This window comes from Bacillus sp. RK1064 (assembly GCF_051488405.1).
GTDB lineage: Bacteria > Bacillota > Bacilli > Bacillales > Bacillaceae > Bacillus.
In genome coordinates, this window is the sequence record NZ_JBPSCZ010000001.1 from 699954 (window position 1) to 726115 (window position 26162).

Genomic DNA, 26162 nt, shown 5'->3' on the forward strand with positions numbered 1-26162 from the left:
ACTCTTTAAGATTGAATGGCTTTATCAAGCAGATGCTTAAGCTTGAACAATGCCTTTGAATGAATTTGCGAAATGCGCGAGGTCGATAAATTGAGCACGTGACCGATTTCTGTTAACGTCAGTTCCTCTTTATAGAAAAGACTGATCACGAGCTTTTCTTTTTCCGATAGCTCGGTCATTTTTTCAGCAAGCTGTTCTATTAATTCATCTTTCAGCATCTTCTCTTCAGGTGTCACTGTTTTCTCATCGCGAATCATGACTTGGACGTTTTCACCGTCTTCTTGATCATGCAGCTTCTCGTCGATTGAAAGCAGATTCGCAAAGAATCCTTCATTCATTGTTGTGACAACATCCTGTTCACTCATGCCAAGTTCCTCTGCCACTTCTGTCGGCGTCACATTTCGTAAATAGCGCTGTTCAAGCTTTTCAATAGCCGCTTCTACTTTTTTTGTTTTTTCTCTTGATGTACGAGGCAGCCAGTCCTCTTTACGAAGACCGTCGATGATGGCCCCGCGGATTCTGAAGGATGCATATGTATCAAACTTCAGATCTCTTCCGGGGTCGAATTTTTCAAGGGCATCATATAAACCGAGCATCCCTAGACTGATCAAGTCTTCTTTATGCACTGACTTTGGGAGTCCGATGGAAATTCTTCCAACATGATATGTGACGAGCGGCATATAGCGGCGCATAAGATCATCTCCAGCAGCTGGGTCCTTCCACTCTTTCCATCTAGCCCATAGCGCCTGATCTTCGTAATTTAAGGATTGCATCTTTCTCCCCCTATACTTCCTTAGTTATATCTTCATAGTGCCTTGCTTCACAGTGCGGATCTCAAGCTCTGTCGTAAGCGGATCAAATTCAATCGTACGGCCATTGTTCCCGCCCGTATCCTCACTAATGATCGGGATGCGATAAAGAGACAGATGTTCTTTAACAGCTGATACGTTTCTAGGTCCAATTCTCATTAGATCATTGGTTGACTTAAACTTAAACATTTCTGCGCCGCCAGCAAGTTTTGCCTTTAGCGCATGTTTGCGTGCTCCTTCTTTAAGAAGCAGATCAATTGTATGCTTGACACCTGTATCTGCATATTTAGCCAAGTTCTCCACTGCCCCTTTTGCAAGGGATGAGTCTGGAAGCATGACATGGACAAGACCTGCCAGTTTTTTTTCTTGATCAAACAGAACAAGTCCTACACAAGAACCAAGTCCGGATGTCCGAATGCGGTCCGGTGTTTTCACAAGCTGAACATCCGCTATACCAACCTTTACAACTGCCGGAATCTGAACGTTCATTACAGGTTACCTAATGCTTTGAATAGTTTTTCAAACGATTCAAAGTCTGGTAATAGAAACATATTTCCTTTCAGCTCTTGCTTATTTTGATCATCAAAAATCGATGTATCAATCACAATTGCCTGATCCCCTAGAGGGCTGAATTGCATTAACCCTTCACTAATGACAGCCCCGAACATATCGAGCGTAACATCTGGAACACTTGGGTGAAGCTGCAATTTTGTTAAATCGGCAAGGGCTGATAAATAAGAGCCTGCTAAAATATTTCCCAGCTCGTGTAGTGCTGACGTTCCCATCACATGCTCGTGAATGGTATCAATATCAAATGCCGGATCCTGTACAAGCTCTCTTACAAATTGCTCTGCTTGCTCAAATGGCATAATGAAAAAGATAGAGCCGGATAAATCTCCTTCCATCCGCAGGAAAATACTTGCAACTGGGAGGTCTGCACCGCCAAAGAAATCCATTAATTCTTCAAACGAGAGAACCTTGACAAACGGAACAGCCATATCTATTTTGCGATCCAATAGGCTGGCAAGAGCAGACGCGGCGTGGCCTGCTCCAATATTCCCAACCTCTCTTAATACATCCAGCTGTTCATCTTTTATTTCATTGAAAATGCTCATTTCACATCCTCCTTAATGAACAGGTGCATCTTGAACGCTCTTGTCGAGGACGGCACCAGGATGAATGATATTAAATAGACGCTGATCATGCTTAATGATACCTGTCACCCATGATTGTCCTTCTTTTTCAGCTGATTCAGGAGAAGATTCTACTTCTTCTTGATGGACTGTAATGACATCATTCGCTTCATCAACAATCCAGCCGACTTCAATGTCACCAACTTGTACAATAATCATTCTTGTTTCATCTGTAATGTCGTTGTCAGTTGATCCAAGTCTGACTCTAAGGTCGATGACAGGTGTCACGACACCGCGCAGATTAATAACACCGCATATATAAGGGGCAACGCCAGGGACTCTTGTCGGCTGCTGCCATTTTTCAATGGACTTTACTTCTGATACTGAAATGGCGTATTCTTTTTTGTTTACGATAAACACAATCATCTTTTCGCCAGTTTTGATATCTGTACTCATTTCAGACCGCTCCTCTATTGTTTTTTACTTGATCAGTGCATTACAGTCAACGATGAGTGCAACTTGACCGTCGCCTAGGATTGTTGCGCCTGAGATCGCAAACACGTTTGGCAGGTAATCTCCTAGTGATTTCAATACAACCTCTTGCTGACCAATAAATGAATCGACCACAAATGCTGTCAGCTTATCTCCTTTACGAACAACGATGATGTGCAGTTCTTCCTCTAATTCATTCGCATTTGGTACGTGGAATTGTTTCTTCAAGTACACGACCGGTACGATAAATCCGCGGAAATCAATCACTTCACGATCATGCGTTTGAAGGATGTCGCTTTTCTTAATGACAGCCGTTTCAATAATAGAAGAAATCGGAATCGCAAATGTTTCCTCTTCCAATTTCACAAGAAGAACGGAAATAATCGATAATGTAAGCGGAAGCTGGATCGAGAATAGTGAGCCCTGTCCTTCTGTTGAGTTGATGCTCACAGATCCACCTAGTGATTCCAGCTTGTTTTTCACAACGTCAAGGCCTACACCGCGGCCTGAGATGTCAGAAATCGTATCAGCTGTAGAGAAACCTGCTGCAAAGATCAATGAATCAATTTGATGATCTTCAAGCGTTTCCGCTTCTCTTTCAGTAATAACCCCGCGCTCTAATGCTTTTTCAAGCACTTTCTTACGGTTAATTCCGCCGCCATCATCTTCTACTTCAATGAAGACGTGGTTTCCGCTATGATACGCCTTTAATAGAACGGTGCCTTTTTCTGGCTTGCCTTTTTTCACACGTTCTTCTGGCGATTCAATTCCGTGATCTAGACTGTTTCTAAGTAAGTGTAAGAGCGGATCTCCAATTTCGTCGATGACTGTTCGATCAAGCTCTGTCTCAGCACCTTCAATGATCAGTTCAATTTTCTTATTCAGCTCTTTTGTCAATTGACGAATCATACGCGGGAATCTGTTAAACACTGTTTCCACAGGTACCATTCTCATGTTCAGGATGATCGATTGCAGGTCTCCAGAAATACGCGTCATTCTTTCAACGGTGTCTGTGAGTTCGTTATTTTCTAATTCTTTTGCAATCTGCTCTAAACGGCCTCTGTCAATCACCAGTTCTTCAAATAGATTCATTAGAGAATCGAGACGGTCAATGTTGACACGAATCGTTTTTGTTCCGCCGGCAGCTGCACCGTTATTGCCATTTGCTTTTGGCGCATCGCTTGCTGGTGCTTTCGCAGCAGGCACAGATACTTCTTCTTTTTCCTGTTCAGGTTTTGCCTCTTGTTTTTCAGCTGGAGCCGCTTCTACAAATGCAGAGACTTCTGAGATCTCAACATGTTCAACTTCTGAGATCGCCATCACGATTTTTTTCACTTCATCCATCGGTTGTTTAGATAAATAAGAAATACTGAATTCAGATTCGAAATCTTCTGATTCTAAAAGTTCTGCATTTGGAACTGTTTTGACGACCTCGCCTGCTTCGTTCAGTCTTTCAAAGATCATATAGACACGAACGGCTTTTAATAAGCATGCGTCACTTAATGTCACATTGAGTTCATAACATTTAAAGCCTTGTTCCCTCGCTTCATCAAGCACTGTTCGTTCAAATTCGTTATAGTCTAAGTCGTTAGCAGCCGCAGCTGATACATCCGCTGTCTCAACACTAGGAGCTGCCTCAGCATGGCTTCCTGTCACATCTAGCTTTTTACTAACCTCTGTGACATCGCGTTTCCCATCTCCGCCTTCTGCAATTGATTGAACCATTGCTTCAAGGTGATCAAGTGCTTCAAACATCGTGTCCATTGACTCAGGTGTGACAATCATTTGTTCATTTCGAATGGCATCAAACATGTTTTCTAAATGATGTGTTAGCTGAGCCATATCAGCGTAGCCCATCGTTGCACTCATGCCTTTCAATGTGTGAGCCGCTCTGAATATATCATTCACTAGCTGCAAGTCGGTTGGGTTCTTTTCTAAATCAAGAAGTTTTTCATTACAAGTTTGTAAGTGTTCTCTGCTTTCATCTAAAAAGATATCTAAGTATTGGTTTACATCCAACGTGTTCACGCCCTCTCTTTTTTCATGGAGCTTATAATTGCATGTGCGATGTCATCCACATGCCTTGTTTCATGTGCAAGGCCTGCTTTAATGACTGATTTAGGCATTCCGAAAACAACACATGATTCTTCTTTTTCTGCAATGACTTTCGTATGACCGCTTGCGACCATTTTTTTGACACCTTCTGTGCCATCACTACCCATGCCTGTCATAATGACAGCAATTTTCTCGTAACCCTTTATATTGCTGATGGATTCAAATAAATAGTTAACAGAAGGTTTGTGCCGGCTTTCCGTGTCCTCTGGAGACAGCCTGATGACTAAGGATGCCCCTTGTTCATGAAGTGACATATGCATTCCACCAGGAGCTATGTAAGCCACTCCATTTTTAGCGATATCTCCATCTTGTGCTTCTTTAATCGAAATTTGAGATAAATGGTCTAACCTAGTAGCAAGTGATGCCGTAAATCCTGCCGGCATATGCTGCACAATCAAAATGGGTGCTTCTATGTCCTTTGGCAGCTTCGTGACGACTCGTTGAAGTGCTCTTGGCCCTCCCGTCGATGTTCCGATTGAAATAATCTTTCGGAGTGAGCTGCTTTTTACTGCTTGCGGGCGAGGAAAAGCCACTGGACTTGGCGTCTTCATCACCGGCTTAGGAGAAATCTGCACTTCTGTGCGTTTCCTTGACATCCCTGCCGCAAGCACTCGCTCTACAATTTGGCCTCTTACTTTGTGCAAATCGAGCGAAATACTTCCTGAAGGCTTTGTCACAAAGTCAAACGCACCAAGTTCTAAGCAATGGATGGTTAAATCTTTCCCTTGCTTTGTCTGGCTTGACACCATAATCACGGCAAGGTCATGTTCAGCCAGAATTTGTTTTAATGCTTCTGTTCCATTTAAAACAGGCATTTCCACATCTAGTGTGACAACATCTGGATTCAGTTCCTTGATCCGTTTTAAGGCATCTTCCCCATTTCGCGCCGTTCCCACGACTTCTATTTCTTGCTCGGCACTTAGGAAATCACTAATGAGCTTTCGCATAAAGGCCGAGTCATCTACTACAAGCACTCTAATCATGAGTCCACCTTCCTCCTTTTAAAAAAAGAGGACAACTTATCTATAAACGTATGCTGCTCTCTCTGTGCCTCTCTTATCTGCTGTTGATAAAGTGTTTCTGCCAGCATCTTGATCGTTTTACTCAGCCTTGAGTGAGGCTGCTTGATATAAAATGGAATTTGTTCAGCCACTGCTTTAGGAACCGCAGGATCATCTGGCACAGCACCAGCAAATACTAGCTTTCTGTGTAGAAATGATGTGACCACTCCTGCTAATTTCCGGTAGGTTTCAGACCCTTCTGACGGGGTTTTACACCGGTTGACAATGATTTGCACAGATTGTTCAAACTGATGAATAGCTAAGTGTTTAATTGCGCTGTAAGCATCCATGATCGATGTTGGTTCTGGCGTTGTCACAACCACAACTTCTCCTGCTGATAAAACAAAAGGCAGTTGATCTTTTGACAAGCCGGCACCCATATCAAAGAAGATACAATCAAAGTCGTGCATCATTCTTTCCATTTCCTCTAGAAAGAACGACCATTGATCTTTATCTAAAGAAAACAGCTGTTCAAGTCCGCTTCCGCCAGAAATGTAATAAAGGTTGTTCGTTCCTTGTGTCATAGCTGCTTGGAAGGATTTCTTCCTGACAAGAACATCTAATATAGAGCTAGTCGATGTTTTTCCTAGTAAAATATCAATATTTCCCATACCAAAATCAAGGTCGATGACTAACACTCGCTTGTCTGCATTTGCGATAGACAGTGCCATATTCAGCGTCAAATTTGATTTTCCTACTCCGCCTTTACCGCTCATGACAGCAATGGTTTTTGCCTGTCCGCTTATACCAATAGGAGCCGGTGTGATCGTTTGATTCTGCTGAACGAGCTTTCTTAAACCTTCCGCTTGGTCAGGCTTCATCATTGTAAGACCATCCTTGTTAATTCAAGAGGAGAGCCCTCAAGAATATCCTCAGGTACATTTTGACCATTTGTTAAAAAGCCAAGTCCGATTTGAGAGTCTGCAATGATTTGAAAGATTGTTCCCATCGTGTCTGTTTCATCTACTTTTGTAAAAATGAATTGATCGATTGAAACGTGTTCAAAGCGTTTAACCATGGCTTTCATGTCCTGATACTTAGAGGTCGCACTCATCACTAGGAAACTTTGAATGCTTTCATCAAATGGAATGATGTCTGTCAGCTCTTTGATATACGCTTCTTCTTTAAAGTTACGACCCGCTGTGTCTACGAAAATATGATCATACTCTTTAAAGGTCTCTTGAGCTTTCACAAAATCCTCCCTCGAATAACAAACCTCAAGCGGTGCATTGAGCAGTTCCGCATATGTTTTCAGTTGTTCGATCGCTGCTATTCGGTACGTATCTGTTGTAATAAAAGCGATTTTCTTTTGCTTCTGAATAGCCGTTTTGGCAGCGAGCTTTGCAATCGTTGTTGTTTTACCAGCCCCAGTCGAACCAAACAGCACAATGTATTTAGAACGAATCATCGGCTCATCAGAAGTGTGAGCCGGCAGCATATCTGTCAGCAGTTGTTCAAGTTCTTTTTGAATTTGATCTTCCTTGACAACACCTTTCGTTAAAAGACCTTTTAGACATTCGTCCCGAATGGCATCATCAAGACCTTGATCCTTAAGCTTTTGATCGATTGCCATGAGAGGATCAGGCAGAATACCAGCATGCCGCTCATTCCTCGCATATTCTAAAGGCTGAGCATGAGAAGGTACTGGTTTCACTGCCTCAGGAGCAAAGGATGGCTCTTCAGGCCGGTGTTGAACCTGCTCCTTTTTCGGAAATACTGGAAGAGGAGGCGCAGGATGTCCACCTTTACCCGCTCTTTCTTCAAAATCTTGATCCAGCACAGCTATTACTTCAACCATTTGCTGTTTCTTTAAACCGAATAGCTTTCGTTTCACAACGGTTTTGGAATTTAAAATGACGGCATCTTTCCCAAGCTGCTGCCTAATTTGAATTGTTGCCTCCTGCATTGAATTCGCTGTGATTTTTTTCATTTTCATTAGATATCCACCACTCCGATGCTCTGTACTTCCACATTTGCTTCTAGTTCGTTATAAGATAGTACCGGTAAATCCGGGAAATATCTTTCTAACAGCTGCTTGACGTACATTCTTATAGGAGGTGAGCACAATAGAACCGGCGTTTCCTGACGAAGCGAAAGCTGTTCAATTTCTCTCGCCACTGATTGAATCACACTTTCAGAGGATTCTGGATCTAATGATAAGTAGTTGCCATGCTCTGTCTGCTGTACGCTGTCAGCAATCACCTTTTCCACTCGGCCTGAGCATGTCACGACTTTGAGCGATTCATTTTCTCTTGCATATTGTGCGGTAATCTGTCTTGCCAGCGCCTGTCTGACATACTCTGTTAACAAATCTGTATCCGTCGTTAATTTTCCGTAGTCTGCAAGCGTCTCAAAAATGGTGACAAGATTTCGAATAGAAACCTTTTCTTTCAACAGTTTTGCCAACACTTTTTGAATATCACCAACTGCTAGTGGATTTGGGGTCACCTCATCCACTAACACAGGATAACTTTCTTTCAGATGATCGATTAATTGCTTCGTTTCTTGACGTCCGAGCAGTTCGTGTGTGTTTTGTCTAATCTTCTCTGTGATGTGAGTAGACACAACAGATGCAGGATCTACAACCGTATAGCCGAGCATCTCAGCCTGATCTTTTTCTGCTTCTGAGATCCATTTAGCCGGAAGACCAAAGGATGGCTCGATTGTTTCAATTCCTTCAATCGGATCATCATCAGGCGTAGGAGACATCGCTAAGTAGTGATCAAGCAGCAGCTCGCCTTTTGCCACTTCGTTCCCTTTTATTTTGAGTCGATACTCATTTGGGTTAAGTGCAATGTTGTCTCGAATTCGGACAACTGGAATCACAAGACCTAGTTCAAGGGCAAGCTGCCTTCGGATCATCACAATTCGGTCTAACAGGTCACCGCCTTGATTTGCATCGGCTAGCGGAATCAAGCCATAGCCAAACTCAAATTCAATGGCATCCATTTGGAGAAGGTGAATGACACTTTCTGGACTTTTCATCTCTTCTACCTCTGCCTGTTCCTCTAGTACCTCTTCTATTTCTTCTTGATCCTGTTTGTTTTTTGACATCAAGTATGCACCGAGGGCAAGTAAACCTGCGATCGGTCCTGTCAAAAGTACGCCGATTGGAGTAAACAACCCAAGAAGGAAGATCGTACCTGCTGTGACGTAAAGCATAGCTGGGAATGCAAACAGCTGTTCAGTGATATCTGACCCAAGGTTCCCATTAGAAGCAGCCCTTGTGACGACAATCCCTGTCGCTGTTGAAATGAGAAGTGCAGGAATTTGTGAAACAATCCCGTCTCCTACCGTTAATAATGTAAAGTGGGAAGCTGATTCTTGAATCGACATTCCTTGCTGAAGCATCCCAATAATAATCCCAAAAATAATATTAATAATGACGATGATAATACCTGCGATGGCATCTCCTTTGACGAACTTACTTGCCCCATCCATCGCACCATAAAAGTCTGCTTCTCTCGCTACTTTTTCACGGCGATTTCTCGCTTCACTTTCTGTCAGCATCCCTGCATTTAAATCTGCATCAATACTCATTTGTTTCCCTGGCATCGCATCGAGGGTAAATCTTGCCGCAACCTCTGAAACACGCTCAGCCCCTTTGGTAATGACAACAAATTGAATGATGATCAGAATAAGGAAGACCACCAGACCAACGAGTATATTTCCTCCAACAACAAATGAACCAAACGTTTCTACAACCTTTCCAGCGTCTCCAGTTGATAGGATAGATCGTGTTGTAGAGATGTTAAGCCCTAAGCGGAACAGCGTTAAGAGCAAAAGCAATGATGGAAATATTGAAAATTGCAGTGGTTCTTGCATGTTCATTGTGGTGAGAAGCACGATAAGCGCAAGAGATATATTAATAATGATTAAAATACTTAATAGCATTGGCGGAAATGGTATGACCAGCATCGCCACAATTAAAATAACACTGAATAAAACAGATAAATCTCTTGCTGCCATGCCTGTTCTCTCCTTTTAAAACCAAAAATTCATAAAATCTTTTGTTTCGTTTTATATACGTAAGCTAAAATTTCTGCGATCGCCTTAAAGTATTCCTCTGGCACCGCTTGGTCGATGTCGACCTGATCATATAGTGCACGAGCGAGCGGCCGGTTTTCTACGGTCATGATATCGTGCTCTTTCGCAATCGTTCTAATTTTCAAAGCCAAAATATCTGTTCCCTTTGCCACAACAAAGGGCGCGTCCATCTTTTCTTCGTCATATTTTAAAGCAATTGCATAGTGGGTTGGGTTTGTAATGATGACGTCCGCTTTTGGGACTTCCTGCATCATCCGTCTCATGGCCATTTCCCGCTGGCGCTGTTTAATCTTTGATTTTATGAGCGGGTCACCCTCAGATTTTTTATACTCATCTTTAATGTCTTGTTTGGACATCCGCAAGTTTTTTTCATAATCAAATTTCTGATACATATAATCAAGCCCTGCTAAGACCATTAGAGCGCCTGCTGCATATAGACCCATAATCAAGGTCATATTTGCGACGAAATGAAGGGTTTCCTCTGCTGTTAATAAAGGAAGCCGCAGAATTTCGTCAAAGTGCATCCAAAGTGCAATAAATGTCGCAAAACCAACAAAACCAATTTTCAAAATAGATTTTAATAGCTCTACGAGGGCTCGAATACTGTATATCCGTTTAAAACCTTTGATAGGATCTAGCTTTTCTAATTTCGGTTTGATGACTTCTGTTGAAAAGAGAAAGCCAACTTGTAAATAGTTACTGATGACGCCTGCCAGCATACCAACACCAAGGATTGGCATGAGAAGGAGCCCTGTTTCCTGAAGCAATTCCACGAATAGTTGATGAATATTAGATGTGCTAACCTTCATTAGCATGGTTGTTGAATAAAAACGTTCAATGAGCGCAATAATACGCTCTTTCATAAAAGGCCCAATAAAAAAGAATGATAAAAAGATTAATAGAAATGAGATGGCTGTATTGACGTCGGTACTTTTGGCAACCTGACCTTTTTTACGTGAATCTTGTCTCTTTTTCGGCGTTGCTTTTTCTGTTTTTTCACCTGCGAAAAATTGCAAGTCTAGTCTAAGCCTTGTCATCATGACGAACCACCGACCAATGCTAAGAAATTCCTCATGGTGAGTACAATCGTATCAAATGTATTTTGGACAACACCGAAGATGACGCCCATACAGATGATGATCATAATAAAACTCACACCCATTTTAATAGGAAGTCCGACCACAAATACGTTCATCTGCGGAACTGTTCGTGCCACAATGCCCAGTGCCAAATCGACCAAAAACAAGCTGGCGACAACCGGTGCCGAGATTTGAAAGGCAATGATGAACATTTGGTTGAAACTCTTTGCAATAAAGTAAGCAAAGGATTCACTGCCGAAATTCAGTGCGTACTGATCAACTGCAATATATTGAAAGCTGTAATAGATTCCATCAAGCAGCAGGTGGTGTGCATTGGTTGCCAGCATCAATAGCAATGTGACCGTATAAAAAAACTGCCCCATCAGCGGCGTTTGTGCCCCTGTTTGCGGGTCAATCACATTGGCGATCGCAAAACCCATTTGAAAATCAATGAATGAGCCGGCAATTTGAACAGCGGACACCATGATATATGCAATCAGTCCAAGCAGAAGTCCGACCATTGCTTCTTTCACTGCAAGCATCATATAAAGACCGTCTACGTCGAGTGCTGGCGGTTCCTTAATCGTGCTAAAACTAATCACGGCTAAAAACAGTGAGAAGCCAACTCTGTGTACAGCTGGGATTGTTCTATGCGCTAAAAGCGGTACTGTCACAAAAAAAGCGGTGATCCGAATAAAAACTAACAGAAAAGCAGGGAATAATTCTATGATTGACATCGCTGGTTAACCTGCAAATCGATCTAAATTCGAGAACAGCTCTGTCGTAAAGGACACAATGGTTGACAGCATCCATGGACCAAACACAACAAGCCCAATAAGAACTGCAACAATTTTAGGAATGAACGCAAGCGTCTGTTCTTGAATTTGGGTTGTCGCCTGAAACACACTGACAATCAGTCCCACAATAAGAGCGAGCGCTAGAAGCGGCCCACTGACAAGCAATACCACATACACTGATCTTTCAGCCATCGTAATGACAAATTCTGAACTCATGTTTTAAGCACCTACTCTAAAAGCTTTGCAGCAAAGATTTAACAATCAAATACCATCCATCGACTAAAACAAATAACAATATTTTGAAAGGGAGCGATATCATAACCGGAGGAAGCATCATCATCCCCATTGACATCAGGACACTTGCGACCACCATGTCAATAATTAAAAATGGAATAAAGATCATGAAACCAATTTGAAATGCCGTCTTTAATTCTGAAATAGCAAAAGCGGGTACCATCGCCGTTAACGGAATATCTTTTATCGATTCAGGTGTATCCATTTTTGCGTAACTAAGAAATAAAGCCAAATCCTTCTGTCTCGTATGTTTACTCATAAACTCTTTAATTGGCACTTCGGCTTTTTCATATGCCTGATTTAGCGTAATGTCATCATTTAAAAGCGGCGTCAGTGCCTCTTTATTAATCTCTGAGAACGTGGGTGCCATGATAAAAAATGTGAGAAACAAAGCAAGCCCTACAAGCACTTGGTTTGGCGGCATTGAGTTGGTTGCAAGTGACGTTCTAACGAATGAAAGTACAATCACTATTCGTGTAAAACATGTCATTAAAATGAGAATGCCTGGTGCAACCGAAAATACGGTTAAAAGTAAAAGAAGACGGACAGACGTGCTAATGTTCCCTGCACCGCTGGAATTAAATAAATCGATAAACTCATTCATTTTGTTTCGGGCCTTTCTTTCTGACTTCTGCTTGGGTCTTTTTCAATTCGGCTAGCTGCGCCTTCAAATTGGCTGAAAAAGAAGAAGTGGTTGGCTGATTTTGTTTCTTTACCTGCGATGTGAATTTTTGAACGATTTTTGGTAAATCTGTTTTGCTTTCCATCGCTTCTTCATATTGTTTCACGATCGCTTCACATTCTTGTTCATCATCAATTTCTTTTAGCAGCTGGATTGAGTCCGCTACTCCAACAACTAATACTCGTCTGCCCACTTTGATAAGCTGGACTGAACGGTTTTGGCCAACCGTCGTTCCGCCAATATTTTCAACATAGCGAAATGGTTTAAGTAAGCGGTTTTGCTTACCAACAAATCTCACCAATCCATATATGAGCAGGATGACAAAAAGTAAAGCACCAATCATTTTGACAAAATCCATAATGGAGACAGAAGAAGAGGGAACTTCTTCTGCCGGATTCGTTTGATTGTCAGTGGTTGTCTTTTCTGTATCCTTTTTGCTGCCTTTCTCTTCTTTGAGCCAGTCATTCACTGTGCCATTTTCAGGATCTTTCGTTTCAGCAAACAGTGAGGCAGGCTGCATCGTCAAGAAAAGCAAAAAACTGATCATTGCTATACATATCAAACGTTTTTTCAACAAGTCTTACACCCTTTTTTAGCCTAACGTTTTATTAATTGCTTCAAGTACACGGTCTGCCTGGAACGGCTTCACGATAAAGTCTTTTGCACCTGCTTGGATCGCGTCAATAACCATTGACTGCTGCCCCATTGCAGAACACATGATGATTTTTGCAGAAGCGTCGATTTGTTTAATTTCTTTTAGCGCTGTGATCCCGTCCATTTCTGGCATTGTGATATCCATTGTGACAAGGTCTGGAGAAGTTTCTTTGTATTTTTCAACTGCTTGAGCGCCGTTTTCTGCTTCACCTACGACATCAAATCCGTTTTTTACAAGAATATCCTTTATCATCATTCTCATGAATGCTGCATCATCTACGATTAATACCTTAGTAGCCATTTACTTATTCTCTCCCTATATGTTTGTTTATTTTAAATTAGAAAGTCTTTCTGACTGACTTAATATATCAGTCACACGAACACCAAAGTTCTCATCAATGACAACGACTTCCCCTTTGGCGACGATTCGTTTGTTCACCAGAATGTCTACTGGCTCCCCAGCAAGTTTGTCCAGTTCAATGATACTTCCAGCTGAAAGCTCAAGGACTTCTTTTACACTGCGCTGAGTTCTTCCAAGTTCCACCGTAATGGAAAGCGGAATATCCATCAGCATATCAAGATTTCCAAGCTGGCTTGTTGTATGCTGAGGCTCACTGAACGCTTCAAATTCAACAGGCGCTACATTTACAGGTGCTGCCGGCTTTGGCTTCGCCTGTCTTTTCGCCGGAGCTGCTTGCTGCGCTGGTGCAGACTGCGTTTGCGGAGCTGCCGGCTGAGGTTCAGGTGTGCTCACTTGAGTGTCTTGAACCGGCTCTTCCTCTTGCGCAGGGTCTGTTAATTCTGCGATTAAATCCTTCGCAAATGTAATAGGATAAAGCTGCATAATATTTGAATCGATGAGTTCACCTATTTTTAATCTGAAGGATACTTTGACAAGCATTTCTTCAGCTGGAATGCGGTCTGTCCCTTCTCCTTCTTTCACATCAAGTAATTCGACGCGCGGCGGAGAAATATCAATCTTTTTATTAAAGACCGTCGACATGGATGTCGCAGCAGAACCCATCATTTGGTTCATTGCTTCTTGCACTGCACTTAAGTGAATCTCGCTTAAAGAAGGGTCAGCATTTGTCCCGTCTCCGCCCATCATTAAGTCCGCAATGACTGCTGCATCTGTTTGCTGGACGACAAGCAAGTTACTTGCGCTGAAGCCTTCTGTATAATTCACTTCAATAGCGACATACGGATGAGGAAATTCCTCATTCAGCATACTTTTTTGAATCACTGTAACAGTTGGAGTAGTAATCTCCACTTTTTGATTTAATAGGGTTGAAAGTGCTGTTGCAGAGCTACCGAATGAAATGTTTCCGATTTCCCCAATGGCATCTTGCTCCATTGCAGAAAGGATTGTATCAGGCTCTATATCGTCATTGCTGCCTCCTTTAAGGAGCGCATCGATTTCGTCTTGTGATAATTTACTTCCGTTATTCTCCATCTTCTTCACCTCTTATGTCGTGATCTAGAATTTGAATCGCCTGTTTCCGATTCACGCGGCCGGCCTGTCCCAAGAATTTCGGTTTATTTCCGACCATAACAGTAAGAGGCGCATTTACTGGTTTGTCCAAGGCAATACAATCACCAATTTCCAAATTCAAAAACTCTTCCACCGTCATTTCCGATTCCCCTAGCTCTGCGACTACCGGTATTTTTGCCGTCATAATCCGTTTTTCAATGGCCTTTGTTTCTTGTTGTTTTGGTTCATTTCGTTCAGACTGCATCCAGTAGTGTACAGACAGCTTCGGAATAATAGGCTCCAATACAACATGAGGAATACATAGGTTAATAACCCCGCTGACCTCACCAATTTGTGTATTAAGAGAAATGACGACAACTGTTTCGTTTGGTGACACCATTTGAACAAACTGGGGATTTACCTCGAAATCTGCCATTTCAGGCTCGATGTCGGTTATGGACTGCCACGCTTCTCTGTAATTTTCCAAAGCTCCCTCAAACATGTTTGAGATAATCTTTGTTTCGATTTCTGTAAGTGATTCTGTCTTATTATGACTAATGCCAATCCCGCCCATCAGCCTGTCCATCATGGCATAGCCGATTGTTGGGTTCACTTCAAGCATGATTCTTCCTTCAAGCGGGCTGACGTAAAATAAGTTTAATAATGTCATATTAGGAATCGAACGAATAAATTCTTCGTATGGTACTTGGTCAACCGAGCTGACAGTAATTTGAATATATGATCTTAGCTGAGCTGAAAAGTGCGTGGTGAGCAGTCTAGCGAAGTTATCATGAATCCTTGTTAAACTTCGAATCTGGTCTTTCGAAAAGCGCAGTGCACGTTTAAAATCATACACCTTCACTTTTTTCGTCGTTTCTTCTTTTTTCAGCTCTTCTGCATCCATTTCGCCTGTAGATATGGCGGATAATAATGCATCGATCTCATTCTGGGAAAGCACTTCTCCTGACATTTCTTCACCTCCATCGTGTCAATTAATCGCCTCTATTGCAGATTAAAGGAGGTTATATATACTTCTTTCACCTTGCCATCTTGCAAATAGTTATTCACTTTGTTTTTGACTAGTGTTTTAAAATGTTCTCTGCCTTTTTTGCCATCAAGTTCATCTGCATTCGTGTCTGATAAAATGTCGATTACGGCGTCTTTCACTTGAAAACTTCTTTTCTCGAGCTCTTCTTTTGCTTTTTCAGAGTCCGTTTCAATATTCAATACAAGTTTGACAGCATTTCCTTCAGACTTTAAATTAGTAATAATCTCAGGAATTTCAACAGAAGCTTTTACGACTTCATCTGCTGTTGGCTCTTTTTCTGCTTTTGCTTCGTCTGACCCATTCAGCAGAAAAAAGATGCCTGCTCCAATTCCGACGATGGCAATAATCATGATTAGCATTACTACGACTAATTTCTTCTTCATTCAAACTCCTCTATTCCTTGATTCAATGAAATGACTTGGATTTTTCTGTAGAAAGAAATGATTTTCTCTTGAAGCTGCTCTTTATCTTCTTTCACAACGAATTTCTTTCCATTGGCTAATGTAATGGTCGTGTCTGGAAAGCTTTCGATTTGCTCGATATGGAGAGCGTTCAGCATAAATCCTTTGCCATTTAATCTTGTCACTTCAATCATATTAAGCAGAGAAGCGATAAACCGCTCCCCCTACCTCCTATCGTTTCAGATTCACAAGCTCTTGCAGGATTTCATCAGATGTTGTGATCGTCTTTGCATTCGATTGGAAACCACGCTGTGCGATAATCATTTCAGTAAACTCGTCTGTTAAATCAACATTTGACATTTCAAGTTTACCTGTTTGGATGACGCCCGTTCCTTGTTCACCAGGTACGATAGGGTTACTTGGAGCACCTGAGCTTAAGGTCTGGCGGTAAAGGTTGTCACCAACTTTGTCTAACCCTCCTGCGTTACGGAAAGATACGAGTGATACTTGACCAACGGTTCTTGATACATTGTTTTCAACAACCGAAACCGTTCCATCTGGACCAACACTCACACTCGAAACGCCGTCTGGAATCGTTATCTTTTGTCCATTCATTCCAAGCAGATAATTTCCATCAGGGGTGACTAAGCTTCCCTCTGAATCAGTGTCGAAATTCCCTGTTCTTGTATAAAGAATTTCTCCTTGACTTTCAATCCGGAAAAACCCATCTCCATTGATATAGAAGTCGTAAGGTTCATTTGTATTTTGAGAAGATCCCGCTGACATGATTTTATCAATAGAAGATAAAGATGATCCTAAACCAATTTGTTTTGAGTTGATTGAACCAGAGTTGTTCGTTGGTCCACCAGAACTTCCAATGGTTTGGCTGACCATATCTTTAAAAGTGATACGGCTTTTTTTGTATCCGTGTGTATTGACGTTGGCTACGTTGTTGGCTACAACATCTAATTTTGATTGGAAGTTTTTCATTCCGCTAATTCCTGAGTAAAGTGAGCGTAACATTTATTTTCCTCCTCGAATTACTTCGTTTTTTCTCCAACTGCTGTAACATCCCAAGGGCTGATTTTCGTTCCATCTTCTAAATACAAGAAGTATTCATTGTTTATGTTTTTAACAGACTTCACAGTGCCTGATATCTCTTTATCATCCAGTTTGCCCGATACTTCTTTACCAATCCAGCCTACATACGTCGTAAACGGATCTTGGTGTGCAACAAATGTAGACATAAGCTGATTCAGCTTGGTGATAGAATCGTTCATATTGGTTTGCTGTTCTAAAGATGAAAATGTTGCAAGCTGTGTGACAAACTCACGGTCATCTAGTGGGTTTGTCGGATCTTGGTTTTGAAGCTGTGTAAGCAATATTTTCAAAAATTGATCTTTGCCAAGCGTATCTGTTTTCTTTGCTGCGTTTGAAGAAGTGTCTGCTTGTGCGACTGTTCTATTCGTAGCATCAACTGTTGCCATTAGATTTCCTCCTCTTCTTCATCTGACCCAACAAGAGCATCCAGTACATCTTGGAATTCTTCTTCCTGTTCATCAGGCTTCTGGAAATTCTGCCCTTTTGACTGCTGCTGCTTGTTTTCTTCGTTAAATTGTCCAAATAGCGGCTGCTCATTTGATTGAAGCGGTATATGGAAACGGTCCACTTGAACCGACATATTCGGAAGCGCCTGCTTGAGCTGCGGCAGGTGATGCTCTAACAGCTCTTTTGCTGCTTGTGTCGAAGCAGTAATCTTACTCGCATACATACCATTTTGCTTCGTCAGCTGAATCGTGATAAATCCGAGATTTTCTGGATTTAACCGAACTGTAAAGCGTCCGCTTGAGTTGCCAAATGGCGTGAATTTCATTTGCTTCCACGTATTTAGAATTTGCTGATCAACCGTTCCCGGCTTTTCATCCATTGTTTGTGTCTGCTGAACAGGAGCTGCTGATTGCAGTTGAAAAAACTGCTTATGACCTGGCAACAGCGTATGAGTGATCGTTTTTTCAGAAGCAGGTGCAGCAGTGCTTTGTCCTTTGACAACTTCCTTTTTGATGAGCCATTCAAGGGAGGCAGCACCTTTTGCCGGAGAAGCAAGAGTAGATTCTTGTCTTGGAGAGACCAATTCTTTTAACTCTCCTAAAGCAATTTTTAACTCTTTGTCTGATCCTTTTGCGTTTGCCATCATATGGTCGATTAACTGATTAAAGTGTTTCAGCTCACTTTGAGACATCGAATTCAGCTTTGGTGCTGAACCCTGCGAGAAAAACTGCTCTTTTACTTGCTGAATCAGTTTCTCATCTACCCCGTTTTTCGAAAGAAAGTGAATGAAGTCTTGACCTTTTGCTTCAATATCCTGCACTAGCTTTGCATCAAAGCTGAGCGGCTGTTGATTGAGCAGTTGATATAAGAAAAAGTGGACTTGTATGAGCTGCTCACTATGTTCAGAAGCTGGCTTATCAGCTTGATCATCGTAAATGGATGATTCCATTTTTTGAAATAACTCTTCTAGTGACTTGAGATCAGACGAATCAAGCGTTTGACTTTGAAGTGTTTGAAGCGCTTCAAGAAGGTCTCCGTCGATCCCTTCTTCAGGTGATTGCATCCATTTTTCAATGATTTGCATCGCATCATTGATGGAAAGAGAGGCACCCGCTGTCTCAGCATTAACAAGACCGCTTTGTGCGCCTGCCCCGCTAAGTAATTGTTTAAACAACCCGCGTGCAGATGCCACGCCGCCTCCCTTTGGCCCCGAAAGACCTTGAGACGATTGCTGTAAGGCTCCAATATCCAATAGCTTCACTTATTGTCCACCCCCATTTTCACTTTCTTCTTTTTTAGCAAGCTCTTTCGTAAATGTAGCTGCCTTCTGAGGTGTTAGTTTTGCTAATATATCTGTTAGTTTATTTTTGCTCAGCTCTTCAAGGATCTTCAATGCCTCTTTATCACTTAATTCTGATAAAATTTTGGCGGATTTCCCTGCGTCCATGCTTTCATAGATACTGACAATCTTCCCTTTAGGTTTCTGGTTAGAGGATCCTGCCCCATCAGAAGTTGTCCCTGACGCATTATTACCTGATGTATCGCTTGATGAGCTGTTGTTTGTTGAACTATCACTCGCTGACGTATTATTCGCATCATTTTTAGATGTTTTTTCAAGCGAACTGATTTTTTGATTCAGTCTTTTAATCTCTTCATCACTTGTTTTTAAATCTTTTTGCGCAATTTCAAGTTCATTTTTTTGCTCTTTAATGGTCTTTTTCAGTTCCTTCAATTCTGCATCGCTTTGATCATTATGTGAAGATGACGTTTTTGAGGTGTCATCTGAACCAACCAAACTGCTGATCACAGGAATGTTTTGGAGCGGTTTCTTTAGATCAAAACCCGCAATATAAAGGATTGTGCCAGTCACAATCACAAGCACAATCAATGGGATAATGACAATAAACAAGATCCATTGAAATTTACCGCCGCTTGATTCCTTCGTTTTTTCCTTCTTAGGCATTCATCTCGACTCCTAATGTCCTTGAAACATGAATTGGCTGATAGAGATATCATCCATTTCTTTCATTTCAATGGCCTTATGTTCAAGGGAAAACTTTTCATACTGCTTTTCTTTCATTTTTTCAAACTTTTTAAACTCAATGTTTTTTTCAGTTAAATCAGATTGTTTTTCATTCATTTGATGGCGTTTCATGATCACAAGCTGCTGATAGTGCTGAATGGTGTTATCTAAATTGGTCACAAATTGCTGGTAATGACGCATTTCTTGAACACTCATACCACTTCTCAGCTTTTCTTCTTTGCTTTTTTCCATTAATTCTTTTTTACTCATATTTTCATAGAGTTTTTCAGCGACTTGCTCAAATGCTGAAACGGATTGTTGGTACGCTGCGAGTGACTTGTCTTTTTCACTTTCTTTCAGTTCTAAGAGCTTTTGAAATTTGTATTGATATCTCACTGTTTTTGTCAATCCTCTCTATTCATCAAACGGAGCAATAAATTCACACTGTCTTCAATAGATACAGCCTCTTCTACATCCTGCTTCAAAAATGAAATCAGATGAGGATAAGCCTGCATGGCCTCATCAATGTCTTTCGAGGAGCCTTTTTTATAAGCTCCAATGTTAATGAGGTCTTCAGCGTTTTGATAAGTGGATAAAAGCTGGCGGAACCGGTTGGCCGCCTCCTTGTGATCATGACTTGCGATATTGCTCATAACGCGGCTGATACTTTTCAGAATATTGACAGCAGGAAATTGTCCTTTGTTGGCTAAAGCACGATCAAGTACAATGTGGCCATCTAAGATCCCCCTGACTGTATCAGCAATTGGCTCATTCATATCGTCACCATCAACAAGCACTGTGTAAAACGCTGTGATGGAACCAAGCTGATTCGTTCCAGTTCGTTCAAGTAATTTAGGCAGTATAGCGAACACCGAAGGTGTATATCCTTTTGTCGTTGGCGGTTCGCCAGTTGCAAGCCCGATTTCCCTTTGTGCCATAGCGACCCGTGTAACAGAGTCCATCATGAACATGACATTTTTCCCTCTGTCTCTAAAATATTCCGCAATAGCTGTTGCTGTATAAGCAGCTTTCATTCTCGTCAGTGCAGGCTGGTCAGAAGTTGCGACAACAACAATCGAACGCTTCAGTCCTTCAGCACCTAAATCCTTTTCAATAAACTCACGAACTTCACGGCCACGCTCTCCTACAAGGGCAATGACATTCAGATCTGCTTCTGTCTGCTTTGCAATCATTCCCATTAAGGTACTTTTTCCAACACCACTTCCAGCAAAAATCCCGATCCTTTGACCAGTGCCAACTGTGAGCAGACTATCGATCACTCTGACACCAACGCCCATCTTTTCTCGAATCGGCGGCCTGTCCATCGGATTTGGGGGAGACTGTTCTGTCGAAACAGGCGCAAGTCCCTTTGGAAGCATACTGCCGTCCAGCGGATCACCGAAGGCATCAACGACTTCGCCGATTAATCCAGTACCAACTTTGACCTTCAGCGACTCACCTGTCGCTTCAACTAGACTTCCTGGTGAAATATTGGATGCTTCTACATAAGGCATGAGCAGAATGTTTTCATCTCTAAACCCTACGACCTCTGCTTTTATCGGATCGTGCCTACGCCCTTTTTTATGAATGAGACACACGTCCCCGATAGAACTCTCCGGCCCCTTAGATTCAATCATCAGCCCAACAACTCGATTGACTTTGCCAAATCGTTTATAAGGATCGGCGGTTTCAATTGTTTCTTTTAACACATCAATGTTCATTTGTGATCACCTGAATCAATGACTTCTAGTAACTTTTCTTTCAACTGATTCATTTGGGTATCAACACTCGCTTCCACTTTTCCAAAGCTTGTTTCTACGTAACAAGTCCCTTTTGGCGCTTTTTCATCCGAGTAAATGACAAGGTGTGTATCCTTTTGAAGGATTCTGATTAATTCGTCTTTATACTCCATCACATGATCGTAATGTTCAGGGTCAACATAGATGGAAATATCGTCATATTCTTTCACTTCTGAAATGACCTGCTTCACGAGAGCCAAAAATTGATCTTTCGTGTCCTCAGCCGAGTACCAAACGCGTTTGGCGAGTTCGAAAGCCAGTTCCACAATTTTTTCTGCGGAGCTTTCAATTTTTTCTTCGTAATCCTGCTTGGCAAGACTGACAATGTCATTCGCTTGATCAAGAATCGATTGGTACTGCATATTCGCATCTGTTTCACCCTTTTGGAAGCCATCTTGGTAACCTGCTTGTTTCGCTTCTTCAATGAGCTGCATTCTTTCTTCTTCAAAAGCAGCGCGGCGCTGATTGATTTCAGCCATTGTTTTTTCAAGCTCACTATTTGCTTGTTCTACTATACGGCTTGCTTGATCTTCAGCATCACTTAGTACAAGCTGCGATGCTTCTGTTTCATTGACAAGCTCTTCTTCGTGATGTTCTTTTTTAAACTCCACTTGCTGCAAAGGAATCGTTTGCCGGCCTTGCTCAGGAATAACAGATGTTTCATGTTTGATAATCCTAGACAATGATATCGTCTCCTCCGCCTCGAGCTATGACGATTTCTCCAGCTTCCTCGAGTCGTCTTACGATGCTGACAATACGAGTTTGTGCTTCCTCGACATCTCTAAGCCGGACAGGTCCCATAAACTCCATTTCTTCTTTGAACGTTTCGACCATTCGCTGTGACATGTTGCGGAAGACAATTTCTTTGACCTCTTCGCTTGCCACTTTGAGCGCGAGCAATAAGTCGTCATTTTCAACATCTCTGATCACGCGCTGAATCGCTCTACTGTCAAGAGTGACAATATCTTCAAAGACAAACATACGTTTCTTAATTTCATCAGCAAGCTCAGGATCTTGAATTTCAAGTGTGTCTAAAATGGTCTTCTCGGTCGCACGGTCTACACCATTTAGTACTTCTACAACCGCTTCGACCCCGCCCGTTTGCGTATAGTCCTGCGTAAAGGTTGAAGAAAGCTTTTGTTCAAGAATGCGTTCCACTTCATTGATGATCTCTGGAGATGTGCGGTCCATTAAAGCAATACGTCTCGCAACCTCTGTTTGTACTTCCTCACCTAATTCAGATAAAATCTGCCCAGCTTGGACTGGATCTAAGTAGGAAAGGATGAGCGCGATGGTTTGTGGATGCTCATGCTGGATAAAGTTTAAGATTTGTTCTGGGTCAGCCTTTCGAGCAAAATCAAACGGTTTCACTTGAAGCGAGGATGTTAATCGGTTTAAGATGCTGTCCGCTTTGTCCTCACCAAGCGCTTTTTCAAGCACTTGTCTTGCGTACATAAGACCGCCTTGTGATATGTAGTCCTGCGCGATGGCGATGCTGTGAAACTCTTCGATGATTTCATCTTTCTTAGCGGTATCTACACTTCGTACATTGGAAATTTCTAATGTTAATTTTTCTATTTCGTCTTCAGACAGATGTTTGTATACAGATGCTGACACGTCTAGCCCTAAGGAAATCATTAGGATTGCTGCTTTTTGTCTGCCTGTTAGTCGATTTGGATCTTTTCTCGACATGTGTATTCCTCCTAATCCTCGGACAGCCAGCTGCGTAGCAATTTAGCAAAGTCTTCTGGTTTTTCTTTTGCCATTTTTTCAAGCTGATTTTTTCTCACCATTTCTTCTGTTTCTGGTTCAGTGTCGATATCAGGAACATGGATTGGTGTACGTTCATCAAACTCAAACTCTTCTTCCTCTTCTTTTCGGCGTTTACGCACAAGAAGAATAATGAGAGCGATAATTGCAAGTAGTAGCACACCGCCTACAATATAAACCCAGATTGGAATATTGTTTGATGGGTTTTCTGCTGCAGTTTGCTGTTTACCGTCTAATTTTGATACAGATAAAACAATTTTGTTATCTAAGTCCGCTTGAGTGAGCGCTTGACCATTTGTGTATTCTTTATCAATTGAAGTGCTAATGATCGTTGAAAGAATCTTTTTGATATCATCTTGCCTTTCAGGTGTTAAAGAGTTCACATCGTTTGCAGTTGGTGGTTCGACCAATGCTTGAATGCCAACATCTCTAATTTTATAAGGGCTCTCTTTGATATCTTTATGAATGCGGTTGACTTCATAGTTGATACGATCTTCGCTCTTTTCGTAATCTCCGCTACCGTTCGCTCCATCGGCGCCTTGATAATTTGTGACATCATCGTCGCCTGTTCCAGCGGTGCCTCCAGCTGCTGCACCATTTCCTGAATAAGTTTCAGCAATCTTTTCAGCACTGACAGCAATGCCTTGCATGTTTTCTTTATCAACTGGTTCTACAAGATCTTCTTTTCTTTTCTCTTCAGTAAAATCAATGTCTGTTGTGACCGATACAGCCACTTTTTCTTGACCCATCATTGTTCCGAGCAGCTGTTGAATTTTTCTTTGAAGGTTCTTTTCAATCTCTTCTTTTTTCTGCTGCTGTGCATCCATTCCACTTGCATAGGAATCGGAACTGCTGTTTAAGTCGTAGTAGTTGGAATCTTGGTCCATAATGACAATGTTTTCTGTCTTTAAATTCGGCACACTTTTTGAAATAAGATGATAAAGGCCTTTTACTTGCTGCGGCGCGAGCGTGTAGCCAGGCTCAACTTGCAGCACAATGGATGCTGATGCATTACTTTGCTCTTCTCCAACAAAAACGGAATCTTTTGGCAGGTTAATCATAACTTTTGAATCTTTAATCCCATCAATCGTGTTGATCAGATTGGATAGTTCTGTCTGAGTTGCGTCTACTTTCAGAACATCAAATTCATTATCTGTTAAACCGAAGCCGGAATTGTTCGCAAAGAAGGAATAATCAATATTCCCTGTCTTAGGGAGACCCTCAGATGCGAGTGTTACTTTTAAAGTGTCAGCCTGCTTTTCTGGAACGAGAATCGTTGTTCCATTATTCGCAAGTTCCGATTTAACGTTTTTGCCATCCAGTTCCTGTTTGATTTGCCCAGCTTCTGCCTCAGACAAATCTCTAAACAATGGAACCATTTTTTCAGAAGAAGCAAAGATGCTAACAACCGTAATAATGATTGCTAGGGCAGCAACGCCGCCAATCATGAGTATTTTTTGTAATTTTGATCGATTTCGCCAAAACTCAACTGTTTTTGTTCTTAATTGCATTAAAGTACGATTCATCTTAACCCCCGGTCATTCCATTCAGTCTTTTTTTGTCCGTCAGCACCTCCTACATCTGCATTCTCATAATCTCTTGGTACGCTTCGACTGCTTTATTTCGAAACTCCGTTGCAGCTGTGAGTGTCACACTCGCTTTTTGCGAGGCAATCATGACTTCATCGAGATTGACATCTTTTCCTTGTGCAAGAGCATTTGTATACTGGTCTGATTTCAGCTGTGATTGATTTAATGCCTCAATGGAATTTTTCAGCACATCAGAGAAATTCGTTTGACTTTTAGGTGCAGCCGCCTGAACGGACGATGCATTCGTCAATTCACTTGCTTGCTGAGCGGTTTGAAGCTGGAAAGGAGATATTGCGTTAACCAATTCTTTTCACCTTACTTTCCTATTTCTAAAGCTTTCATCAACATGCTTTTATTCGCATTTAGTGCGGTCACGTTTGCTTCATATGACCTTGAGCTGCTGATGAGGTCAACCATTTCCTTTAATGGATCAACATTAGGTGTTTGAACATATCCATTTTCATTGGCATCGGGATTTGTAGGATCATATTGAAGGTTGAATGGAGTTTCGTCTTCTGTAATCTTCGTTGCTTTCACGCCGTTTCCTAATTTGCCGCTCGAATTCATGCTTGAGTTCAATATAGATGAAAACGATTCACCTGACGGCTGTAATGTGACGAGCTTACGTCTATAAGGCTCCCAGTTGCCATCAACCTGTTTCGCTCTTGTTGTATCCATATTTGCAAGGTTAGAGGATACAACGTCCATTCTGAGCCTCTGAGCTGTTAATGCTGAGGCCGAAGCGTTAACGCCTGAAAAAATTGACATCACTTACCTCCTGTCAAAACTGTTTTAAGAGAATTGAATTTTCCACTCATTCTTTCAACCAACGCATTATACTGAATTTGGTTTTTAGCGAGTTCACTCATCTCTTGATCAATATCGACATTATTTCCGTTTTCTTGATATGAAGTACGGTTGCTCGAAACAACTGAATAATTAGACCCTGTTTTAGAAAAATCAATGTGTCCTTGGTATGTTTTTTTAGCATCCAACTTGATCGACGCATCGTTTAGCATATCATGAAATGTGACGTTTTTCGACTTGTAGTTCGGTGTGTCTATATTCGCGATATTATTGCTTATGACTTTTTGCTTAACATTCGCTCTGCCCAAGGCATTCTCAAGGTTGCTTATCGTTCCAGAAAATATATCCAAAACCATATACCTCCAATCATATGTATTTCATTCCATTTAATCATGTCGAGATTTGTAAAACCATATGTTCATTGTAAGAAATAATAGGATTAAAGTCTATGATGTATATGTAAAAAAAACTCGTAATATATATCTATTTTATGAATAGGTACAAAGACCTAGATTTAAAGAACTAAGAATTGTAAGGGTTTTC

General features: G+C 41.6%; 31 protein-coding genes. All 31 read right to left on the reverse strand.

Annotation, left to right across the window (positions count from 1 at the left end; genetic code table 11):
* Positions 1-5: 5 nt before the first annotated feature.
* From ACSSTM_RS03685 to flgB, 31 genes are read right to left on the reverse strand one after another with little or no spacing between them, the layout of a single operon-like run.
* Positions 6-773: a FliA/WhiG family RNA polymerase sigma factor gene (locus tag ACSSTM_RS03685; RefSeq protein ID WP_012009976.1), complete on the reverse strand. Its 768-nt coding sequence runs from the start codon at positions 771-773 to the stop codon at positions 6-8.
* A 24-nt stretch (positions 774-797) separates the two neighbouring features.
* The gene (locus ACSSTM_RS03690) at positions 798-1298 is read right to left on the reverse strand and encodes a chemotaxis protein CheD (RefSeq protein WP_034662325.1); all 501 of its coding nucleotides are present in this window, start codon (positions 1296-1298) and stop codon (positions 798-800) included.
* Positions 1298-1924: a chemotaxis protein CheC gene (locus tag ACSSTM_RS03695; protein ID WP_034662328.1), complete on the reverse strand. Its 627-nt coding sequence runs from the start codon at positions 1922-1924 to the stop codon at positions 1298-1300. The genes ACSSTM_RS03690 and ACSSTM_RS03695 overlap by 1 nt, the downstream gene beginning before the upstream one ends.
* Before the next feature lie 12 nt (positions 1925-1936).
* The gene (locus tag ACSSTM_RS03700; RefSeq protein WP_034662331.1) at positions 1937-2398 is read right to left on the reverse strand and encodes a chemotaxis protein CheW; all 462 of its coding nucleotides are present in this window, start codon (positions 2396-2398) and stop codon (positions 1937-1939) included.
* Between the two features lie 24 nt (positions 2399-2422).
* Positions 2423-4453 (reverse strand): chemotaxis protein CheW, encoded by a 2031-nt coding sequence (locus ACSSTM_RS03705; protein WP_437403997.1) that lies wholly within the window; start codon positions 4451-4453, stop codon positions 2423-2425.
* Positions 4454-4458: 5 nt separating this feature from the next.
* A complete protein-coding gene (locus ACSSTM_RS03710) occupies positions 4459-5532 on the reverse strand; it encodes a protein-glutamate methylesterase/protein-glutamine glutaminase (protein WP_095285174.1) in 1074 nt (357 codons plus the stop codon).
* Entirely contained in the window at positions 5529-6434 is a 906-nt protein-coding gene (locus ACSSTM_RS03715; protein WP_420734925.1) for a MinD/ParA family protein, read from the reverse strand. Before ACSSTM_RS03715 ends, ACSSTM_RS03710 begins: the two co-directional genes overlap by 4 nt.
* The gene (flhF, locus tag ACSSTM_RS03720) at positions 6431-7546 is read right to left on the reverse strand and encodes a flagellar biosynthesis protein FlhF (RefSeq protein ID WP_106037765.1); all 1116 of its coding nucleotides are present in this window, start codon (positions 7544-7546) and stop codon (positions 6431-6433) included. The genes ACSSTM_RS03715 and flhF overlap by 4 nt, the downstream gene beginning before the upstream one ends.
* Entirely contained in the window at positions 7546-9579 is a 2034-nt protein-coding gene (flhA, locus tag ACSSTM_RS03725; RefSeq protein WP_034662346.1) for a flagellar biosynthesis protein FlhA, read from the reverse strand. Before flhA ends, flhF begins: the two co-directional genes overlap by 1 nt.
* A gap of 29 nt (positions 9580-9608) precedes the next feature.
* A complete protein-coding gene (gene flhB, locus ACSSTM_RS03730) occupies positions 9609-10697 on the reverse strand; it encodes a flagellar biosynthesis protein FlhB (protein ID WP_095285171.1) in 1089 nt (362 codons plus the stop codon).
* Positions 10694-11473, reverse strand: coding sequence for a flagellar biosynthetic protein FliR (gene fliR, locus ACSSTM_RS03735; protein ID WP_034662349.1), 780 nt, complete (start codon positions 11471-11473; stop codon positions 10694-10696). Before fliR ends, flhB begins: the two co-directional genes overlap by 4 nt.
* 6 nt (positions 11474-11479) lie before the next feature.
* Positions 11480-11749, reverse strand: coding sequence for a flagellar biosynthesis protein FliQ (fliQ, locus tag ACSSTM_RS03740; protein WP_003211206.1), 270 nt, complete (start codon positions 11747-11749; stop codon positions 11480-11482).
* Positions 11750-11765: 16 nt separating this feature from the next.
* Positions 11766-12431, reverse strand: a complete 666-nt coding sequence (fliP, locus tag ACSSTM_RS03745; RefSeq protein ID WP_007499580.1) for a flagellar type III secretion system pore protein FliP — start codon at positions 12429-12431, stop codon at positions 11766-11768.
* Positions 12424-13083, reverse strand: coding sequence for a flagella biosynthesis regulatory protein FliZ (gene fliZ / locus ACSSTM_RS03750; protein WP_034662351.1), 660 nt, complete (start codon positions 13081-13083; stop codon positions 12424-12426). Before fliZ ends, fliP begins: the two co-directional genes overlap by 8 nt.
* A gap of 18 nt (positions 13084-13101) precedes the next feature.
* Positions 13102-13464 (reverse strand): response regulator, encoded by a 363-nt coding sequence (locus tag ACSSTM_RS03755; protein ID WP_007499584.1) that lies wholly within the window; start codon positions 13462-13464, stop codon positions 13102-13104.
* Positions 13465-13491: 27 nt separating this feature from the next.
* Entirely contained in the window at positions 13492-14616 is a 1125-nt protein-coding gene (fliY, locus tag ACSSTM_RS03760) for a flagellar motor switch phosphatase FliY (protein ID WP_034662352.1), read from the reverse strand.
* On the reverse strand, positions 14606-15604 hold the full coding sequence (gene fliM / locus ACSSTM_RS03765) for a flagellar motor switch protein FliM (RefSeq protein WP_003212239.1): 999 nt from the start codon (positions 15602-15604) through the stop codon (positions 14606-14608). Before fliM ends, fliY begins: the two co-directional genes overlap by 11 nt.
* Before the next feature lie 32 nt (positions 15605-15636).
* The gene (fliL, locus tag ACSSTM_RS03770; protein ID WP_034662353.1) at positions 15637-16065 is read right to left on the reverse strand and encodes a flagellar basal body-associated protein FliL; all 429 of its coding nucleotides are present in this window, start codon (positions 16063-16065) and stop codon (positions 15637-15639) included.
* A complete protein-coding gene (locus ACSSTM_RS03775) occupies positions 16062-16277 on the reverse strand; it encodes a flagellar FlbD family protein (RefSeq protein ID WP_034662354.1) in 216 nt (71 codons plus the stop codon). The genes fliL and ACSSTM_RS03775 overlap by 4 nt, the downstream gene beginning before the upstream one ends.
* A gap of 37 nt (positions 16278-16314) precedes the next feature.
* Complete coding sequence (gene flgG / locus ACSSTM_RS03780) at positions 16315-17106, reverse strand: flagellar basal body rod protein FlgG (protein ID WP_034662356.1); 792 nt, start codon at positions 17104-17106, stop codon at positions 16315-16317.
* Between the two features lie 17 nt (positions 17107-17123).
* A complete protein-coding gene (gene flgD, locus ACSSTM_RS03785; protein ID WP_034662358.1) occupies positions 17124-17570 on the reverse strand; it encodes a flagellar hook assembly protein FlgD in 447 nt (148 codons plus the stop codon).
* Positions 17570-18892 (reverse strand): flagellar hook-length control protein FliK, encoded by a 1323-nt coding sequence (locus ACSSTM_RS03790; RefSeq protein WP_095285169.1) that lies wholly within the window; start codon positions 18890-18892, stop codon positions 17570-17572. The genes flgD and ACSSTM_RS03790 overlap by 1 nt, the downstream gene beginning before the upstream one ends.
* Positions 18893-19594: a MotE family protein gene (locus tag ACSSTM_RS03795; protein WP_095285168.1), complete on the reverse strand. Its 702-nt coding sequence runs from the start codon at positions 19592-19594 to the stop codon at positions 18893-18895. It lies immediately after the preceding gene.
* Positions 19595-19606: 12 nt separating this feature from the next.
* Positions 19607-20050, reverse strand: a complete 444-nt coding sequence (gene fliJ / locus ACSSTM_RS03800; protein ID WP_034620036.1) for a flagellar export protein FliJ — start codon at positions 20048-20050, stop codon at positions 19607-19609.
* A gap of 8 nt (positions 20051-20058) precedes the next feature.
* Entirely contained in the window at positions 20059-21375 is a 1317-nt protein-coding gene (gene fliI / locus ACSSTM_RS03805; RefSeq protein ID WP_034662365.1) for a flagellar protein export ATPase FliI, read from the reverse strand.
* A complete protein-coding gene (gene fliH / locus ACSSTM_RS03810; protein WP_420734927.1) occupies positions 21372-22136 on the reverse strand; it encodes a flagellar assembly protein FliH in 765 nt (254 codons plus the stop codon). The genes fliI and fliH overlap by 4 nt, the downstream gene beginning before the upstream one ends.
* Positions 22129-23145, reverse strand: a complete 1017-nt coding sequence (gene fliG, locus ACSSTM_RS03815; protein ID WP_008344808.1) for a flagellar motor switch protein FliG — start codon at positions 23143-23145, stop codon at positions 22129-22131. Before fliG ends, fliH begins: the two co-directional genes overlap by 8 nt.
* A gap of 11 nt (positions 23146-23156) precedes the next feature.
* Entirely contained in the window at positions 23157-24749 is a 1593-nt protein-coding gene (gene fliF / locus ACSSTM_RS03820) for a flagellar basal-body MS-ring/collar protein FliF (RefSeq protein ID WP_307499616.1), read from the reverse strand.
* 49 nt (positions 24750-24798) lie between these two features.
* Positions 24799-25116 (reverse strand): flagellar hook-basal body complex protein FliE, encoded by a 318-nt coding sequence (fliE, locus tag ACSSTM_RS03825; protein WP_007499609.1) that lies wholly within the window; start codon positions 25114-25116, stop codon positions 24799-24801.
* An 11-nt stretch (positions 25117-25127) separates the two neighbouring features.
* On the reverse strand, positions 25128-25580 hold the full coding sequence (gene flgC, locus ACSSTM_RS03830) for a flagellar basal body rod protein FlgC (protein WP_012009953.1): 453 nt from the start codon (positions 25578-25580) through the stop codon (positions 25128-25130).
* Positions 25580-25969: a flagellar basal body rod protein FlgB gene (gene flgB, locus ACSSTM_RS03835; RefSeq protein ID WP_034623641.1), complete on the reverse strand. Its 390-nt coding sequence runs from the start codon at positions 25967-25969 to the stop codon at positions 25580-25582. The genes flgC and flgB overlap by 1 nt, the downstream gene beginning before the upstream one ends.
* Between the last annotated feature and the right edge of the window lie 193 nt (positions 25970-26162).